Annotated in this window: 6 protein-coding genes and 1 pseudogene; all 7 read left to right on the top strand. The window is 71.4% G+C overall.

The genetic code is table 11. The annotated features are described in order from the left end of the window. Positions 1-223 (top strand): annotated as a pseudogene (locus L615_RS23010) (LLM class F420-dependent oxidoreductase); the annotation flags it as partial. After that, the gene (locus tag L615_RS02200) at positions 220-1029 is read left to right on the top strand and encodes an enoyl-CoA hydratase-related protein (protein WP_145723965.1); all 810 of its coding nucleotides are present in this window, start codon (positions 220-222) and stop codon (positions 1027-1029) included. The pseudogene L615_RS23010 and the gene L615_RS02200, both read left to right, overlap by 4 nt. Before the next feature lie 3 nt (positions 1030-1032). Then, a complete protein-coding gene (locus tag L615_RS02195; protein ID WP_145723964.1) occupies positions 1033-2274 on the top strand; it encodes an enoyl-CoA hydratase-related protein in 1242 nt (413 codons plus the stop codon). Between the two features lie 2 nt (positions 2275-2276). After that, positions 2277-3440, top strand: a complete 1164-nt coding sequence (locus tag L615_RS02190) for an acyl-CoA dehydrogenase family protein (RefSeq protein ID WP_145723963.1) — start codon at positions 2277-2279, stop codon at positions 3438-3440. 23 nt (positions 3441-3463) lie between these two features. Next, positions 3464-4759, top strand: a complete 1296-nt coding sequence (locus L615_RS02185) for an NAD(P)/FAD-dependent oxidoreductase (protein ID WP_145723962.1) — start codon at positions 3464-3466, stop codon at positions 4757-4759. Between the two features lie 146 nt (positions 4760-4905). Further along, complete coding sequence (locus tag L615_RS02180) at positions 4906-5094, top strand: ferredoxin (RefSeq protein WP_261376525.1); 189 nt, start codon at positions 4906-4908, stop codon at positions 5092-5094. After that, positions 5091-6347: an NAD(P)/FAD-dependent oxidoreductase gene (locus tag L615_RS02175; protein WP_145723960.1), complete on the top strand. Its 1257-nt coding sequence runs from the start codon at positions 5091-5093 to the stop codon at positions 6345-6347. Before L615_RS02180 ends, L615_RS02175 begins: the two co-directional genes overlap by 4 nt. Positions 6348-6544: the final 197 nt, after the last annotated feature.

Here is a 6544-nt window from a genome sequence, read left to right as displayed (position 1 = left end):
GGACCTCTACCTCTCGGGGAAGAAGAAGGAGGCCGCCGCCGTACCGGCCGACCTGGTCGAGGCGGTCAGCCTGATGGGTGACGAGCAGTCGATCCGTCGCCAGGTCGAGGAGTTCGAGGCGGCGGGCGTCCGCACGCTGGTCATCAACCCGCTGGCCGCGACCGCGGAGGAGCGCGTGGCGCAGCTCGGCCGGCTCAGCGACGTGATCGGCGAGCGCTCATGAGCGACCGGATCCAGGTCGCAACCGACGGCGTCGTCGCCACGCTGTCGCTCACCGGCCCCAACGGCGTCAACACGATGGACGAGGACTTCTTCCACGACCTCGCCGACGTGGTCGCGGGCCTCGAGGCCGACGACGCAGTGCGGGCGATCGTCGTGCGGGGCACCGGTGGCCACTTCTCCTACGGCCTCGACCTTCCCGCGCTGGCGCCGAAGCTGGCCGGCCTGCGCGACGCTGGCGTCCGGGAACGCCTCGGCTTCCGCGACTACATCCTCCGCGGCCAGCAGGGCATGCGTGCCCTCGCGGCGTGCGCCAAGCCCACGATCGCGGCGATCGACGGGTGGTGCATCGGCGGCGGGCTCGGGCTCGCAGCAGCCTGCGACGTCCGGGTCGCCGGCCCCAGCGCCCGGTTCAGCCTGCGCGAGGGAAAGGTCGGCGTGGTCGCCGACATGGGCAGCCTGCAGTGGCTGGCCGGGGTCGTCGGCGAGGGCCACCTGCGGCAGCTGGCGCTGACCGCCCGAGACATCGACGTCGCCTGGGCCGAGCGGATCGGACTGGTCAACGAGGTGCACGCCGACCCCGACGCCCTGTTCGCCGCGGCACGGGAGCTGGCCGAGGAGATGGCCGCCAACTCGCCGGTCGTGCTCCGTGGCATCAAGGACGTCCTCGAGGACGCGCGGCGCGACCGCGTCGACCGCGGGTTGCGCGCCGTCGCGGAGTGGAACGGCGCCTACCTGCCGGGCCGCGACGTGACCGAGGCCCTCCAGGCGTTCGCCGAGGGGCGCCAGCCCGTCTACGTGGGTGCGTGAGCGATGAGCGGAGCAGCTGACACACAACGTGCCGTCGTCGAGGGCCTGTACGACGCCCTCGCCACCGGCGACCGCGACCGCATCGTCGCGACGCTGACCGAGGACTTCACCGGCCGCCTGACGCCGGGCCTGCCGTTCGGGATCGGTGGTGAGCACCGCGGCGCGGAGGCGATGATCCGCGACGGGTGGTTCGCCATCGGCGCACACTGGCGGGTCCGCGCCGTCCCGGAGCGCTTCACCGCGCTGGCCGACGGCCGGCTGCAGGTCGAGGGCACCTACCGGGGCAAGGGCCGCGCGAGCGGGGTCCCCGTCGAGGCGTGGTTCATCCACGTCTGGGAGCTGCGAGGCGACCGCGTCAGCGGGCTCACCCAGCTGACCGACTCGGCGGCGTTCGTCGCCGCACTGCCCGACGGCACGGCCGGCACGGCCGGCACGGCTGGGGGAGCTCCGGCCGATGACCTCGAGACGATCAACCTGACCATCGCCGACGGCATCGCGACCATCGAGGTCGCCCGACCCGAGGTGCGCAACGCCATCGACCAGCGCGTCGCCGACGAGCTCCTGCTGGCCGCCCTGCGGGTCGCGGGGGACAGCACCGTGCGCGCGGTCCTGGTCTGCGGCGCCGGTCCCGACCTCACGGTCGGCGGCGACATCTCCTACTTCACCGGCCAGGACCACGACGACCTCGGCCTCACGCTGCGGCAGATGGTCACGCCGTTCCACCTGGCGTTCGAGACCCTCGCCGGCCTCGACGCCCCGATCGTGGCGGTGGCGCAGGGCTCGGTCGCCGGGGGCGGCATCGGGCTGGCCTACGCCGCCGACGTCGTCGTCGCTGCCGAGGACGCCCGGTTCGTCACCGCCTTCTCGGCGATCGGGCTCAGCGGCGACGGGGGTGGCACCTGGCACCTCCCGCGCCGGATCGGTCCGGCGAGAGCCGCGTGGGCCTACCTCACCAACACGCCGATCACGGCTGCGCAGGGCCTCGAGTGGGGTTTGGTGACCGAGGTGGTCCCGACCGCCGACGCCCGTGCCCGCGGCGAGGAGATCGCCCGCCAGCTCGCGAACGGTCCCACCCGGGCCTTCGCCCAGATGCGCGCCCTGCTGCGCCAGTCCTGGGACCGCAGCCTGCCCGAGCAGCTGCACGCCGAGATCGAGGCGCTCGCCGCCACCGCCCGTACCCAGGACGCCCGAGGCGCGGTCGCCGCGTTCCTCGAGCGCCGTCGACCCACCTTCGAAGGAGCCTGACCATGCCCGGCCTCATCCGCGACACCGAGGAGCACCGCGCGATCCGCGAGACGGTCGCCAAGATCTGCGCGCGCTACGACCAGAAGTACTTCCTCGAGCGCTCGCACGCCAACGAGGACGTCACCGAGCTCTGGAAGGAGCTGGGCGACGCCGGCCTGCTCGGCGTCCACCTCCCCGAGGAGTACGGCGGCGGTGGCGGCGGCATGCAGGAGGCCGTCATCGTGGTCGAGGAGCTCTCGGCCCACGGCATGCCGATGCTGGTGTGGGTCATCTCGCCGGCGATGATCGGCTCGCTCCTCGCCGCCCACGGCTCGGAGGCGCAGAAGCAGGAGTGGCTCACCGGCATCGCCGCCGGCACCAGGAAGGTCGCCTTCGGCCTGACCGAGCCCGACGCCGGCTCCAACAGCCACGAGGTGTCGACGACCGCGACCCGCGACGGCGACGGCTGGGTGCTCAACGGCACCAAGTACTACATCTCTGCGATCGACCAGTGCGACGCGATCCTCGTGGTCGCCCGCGACGCCGAGATGTCGACGCCGGAGAAGAAGAGGCTCTCCATCTTCATCGTCCCCACCGACGCGCCGGGCCTGAGCTTCCAGAAGATCCCGACCTCGATCGTTTCCCCGGACAAGCAGTTCACGGTGTTCTTCGACAACGTGCGCATCGAGCCGGAGTGGATCGTCGGCGAGCCCGGCAACGGCCTGCGCCAGGTCTTCGCCGCGCTCAACCCCGAGCGGATCATGGTCGGCGCGATCACCTCCGGCGTGGGTCGCTACGCCATCGAGAAGGCCGCGGACTACGCCAAGACCCGCCAGGTCTGGTCGGTCCCGATCGGCCAGCACCAGGGCGTGTCCCACCCCCTAGCGGCCGCCCACATCGACGTCGAGATGGCTCGCCTGGCCACCCGCCACGCCGCCGTCCTCTACGACGAGGGCGACGCGGGGGCGGCCGAGGCCGCCAACATCGCCAAGTACGTCGGCGCGGAGGCTGCACTCAAGGCGCTCGACCAGTCGATCCAGACCCACGGCGGCAACGGCCTCGCCCACGAGTACGGCCTCTCGGAGCTGTGGTTCGTCACCCGCCTCATGCGTACCGCCCCGGTCAGCCGGGAGATGGTCCTCAACTTCGTCGCGCAGACCTCCCTCGGCCTGCCGCGGTCCTACTGATCCAGCAGAGCAGGAGCTCACCCATGTCCCAGAACTACGACGCGATCGTCATCGGCGCCGGCGCCGGTGGCCTCTTCACCGCCGCGCGGCTGCAGCACCAGGGCTACCGGACCCTCGTGCTGGAGCGGCTCGACAAGGTCGGCGGCCGTGCGTCGACGACGGAGGTCGACGGCTTCAAGGTCAACGACGGTGCCATCGTCATCGAGTGCGGCACGTTCACCGAGCGCACCTTCCGTGAGCTCGACCTGCCGTGGGAGATCCGCGAGCCGAGCCCGCCGATCCTCTACCGGATCAAGGGCAAGGACGTCGACGTCACCGGCGGTGGCTGGGGCTTCCYGCTCCAGAAGCTGACCCGCCAGGGTGCCAAGCTCGTCGGCGGCATCGGCGCGGCCCGCAAGGACGACGCCGCGCTGCCCGAGGAGCAGATGACCCTGCAGGAGTGGGTGTCGAAGTACACCAAGAACGAGGGCGTCCACGGGATCTTCCGCAACATGGCGGCCTCGGTCTTCTCGGTCGGCTCCGAGGAGCTGCCGGCGAAGGTCTTCCTGACCTACTTCACCCGCAAGAGCGCCTTCAAGCGCTTCGGGTTCCACCCCGAGGGCACGATCGGCGTCTGGAAGCAGCTCGCCGGCGCCATCGAGCGTGACGGTGGCGAGGTCCGGCTCTCGACCGAGGTCGAGCGGATCCTGGTCCAGGACGGCAAGGTCACCGGTGTCGTCCTCGCGGGTGGCGAGACGGTCAACGCGCCCGTCGTGGTCAGCAACGTGGGCCCCGCGGCCACCGTCGCCCTGGCCGGCGAGGCGGCGTTCGACGCCGACTTCCTCGACACGGTCAAGCGCAACGACCGGCCGACCGCGATGATCACCTACAACTTCGCCAGCCAGGAGCGGCTGATCGAGGCGCCCGGCATGCTGAGCTTCGCGACCTCCCGTCGCCTGGCCTACATCGCCAACTTCACCGACAGCTGCCCGGAGATGGCGCCCGAGGGCTGGCACCTCTACACCGGCACCGGCTGCCCGCAGCCGTCCGTCGGCGACTTCGACGAGGAGGCCGAGTACGCCCTCCTCCTCGAGGACCTGCGTGACACCATCCCGGACTTCGACTCCCGGGCACGGATCCTCAGCCGGGTCACCACCAAGGACGGCTGGCCGCCCCAGCGCGCCGTCGCCGGCTTCGACATGACCCACGACACCCCCATCACGGGCCTGTGGAACGTCGGCGACGCCGTCAAGGAGTACGCCAACGGCGGCACCACCGCGTGCGCGGAGACCGCCGAGCTCGTGGTCGGCAAGATCACCGCCGCGTTCAGCCCCGCCTGACGCACGCCCTGGCGAGCCCCGCCGCCTCTTTCTAATTTGGATAAGAAAAGTTGGCCCAGGGGCTCGCCCAGGAACATAACTGAAGTTATGATGGGTTCCGCAAGGGCAGAGCTGCCGACCTGAGAACGGAGAAGACGATGAAGTGTGTGACGGTCGATTTCGACAGGTGCACGGGCCTGGGCATCTGTGAGTCGCTGGCCCCCGACTTCTTCGAGGTCAACGACGCCGGCGACCTGATCCTCCTCAAGGAGGACATCGGCGACGACGAGCTGCAGGAGGTCGAGGAGGCCGTCGCCGGTTGCCCGACCGAGGCCCTGAGGATCGTCGAGGCATGAGCCAGGACCCGCGGCGACTCGTCGTCGTCGGTGCGTCGCTCGCCGGGCTGCGCGCCGTCGAGGCGGCTCGCAAGACCGGTTTCGACGGCGAGATCGTCCTGATCGGCGCCGAGCAGCACCTCCCGTACGACCGACCGCCGCTGTCGAAGGCGTTCCTGGGTGCGGCCGGCGCGGACGGCGTCCTGCCGGACATCCCGTGGTTCCGCACCGAGGAGACCATGCGCGACGAGCTCGGCGTCGACGTACGCCTCGGCTCGCCGGCGACCGCGCTCGACACGGTCAACCGCACGGTGAGCGTGGGCGAGGAGAAGATCTCCTACGACGCCCTCGTGATCGCCACCGGCGCCCACGCCCGGACCATCCCCGGCACGGAGGGGCTCCGCGGCGTCCACCCGCTGCGCACCCTCGACGACTCACTCGCCATCCGCGAGCACCTCGAGGCGGGGGCCCGTGTCGTGGTCATCGGCGCCGGCTTCATCGGCTCCGAGCTCGCCTCCACCGCCCGCAAGCGTGGGCTCGAGGCCACCATCATCGAGGCCCTGCCGACGCCGCTGGTGCGCGCGACGGGCACCGAGATGGGCCAGGCCATCGCTTCGCTGCACGACCTCAACGGCACCACGCTGCGCTGCGGCGTCGGCGTCGCCGCGATCGAGGGCGACGGCAAGGTCGAGCGGGTCGTCCTCGCTGACGGCTCGACGATCGAGGCGGACCTGGTGGTCGTCGGCATCGGCGTCATCCCGTCCGTCGGGTGGCTCGAGGGCTCCGGCCTGACCATCGACAACGGCATCGTCTGCGACGAGAACCTGTGGACCGGCGTGCCCGGCGTCTATGCCGCCGGCGACGTCGCCAACTGGTTCAACCCGACGCTCGGTGAGCGTCAGCGCATGGAGAACTGGACCGCGGCCGCGGAGCAGGGCGCCGCGGCGGCCCGCAACGCGCTCGACCCGGACAACGCGAAGGCCTACGGCACGGTGCCGTACTTCTGGTCCGACTGGTACGACGTCCGCATCCAGTTCGTCGGCTCCCCGGATGCCGACGAGGTGCGCCTCGTTGACGGCGACCCGGCGGCGGGGGGCCGCTGGGTCGCGCTCTACCGCCGTGGTGACCGGCTGATCGGGGCCCTGACCGTCAACGGCCAGACCGAGATCATGAAGTACCGCGTGCAGATCATGAAGGGCGGCTCCTGGGAGGACGCGCTCGCGTTCGCCGCGAAGCGCCGCCTGGCCCACGAGGCGCGGTTCGCATCTGCCTGACGGCAGCCGAGGCCGCAGGACCGAGCAGGGCCCCCGCCAGTTGCGGGAGCCCTGCTCGTCCGTGGCCGTCGTCAGTGCTCGGCGCGTCCACTGGCGTGCTCGGCTTCCTTGGTGAAGGAACCCGGCGGCGGCGTCACGCCGTTGAGGCGGCACCACTCGCCCGGCGGGCGCTGGGCCCGGCGCGGGATGCCGTTGGA

It is taken from the genome of Nocardioides sp. J9 (genome assembly GCF_007829375.1).
In the GTDB taxonomy this organism is placed as follows: domain Bacteria; phylum Actinomycetota; class Actinomycetes; order Propionibacteriales; family Nocardioidaceae; genus Nocardioides.
Note: the sequence above shows the minus strand (reverse complement) of the source record. Positions and strands in the feature narration are given on the sequence as shown.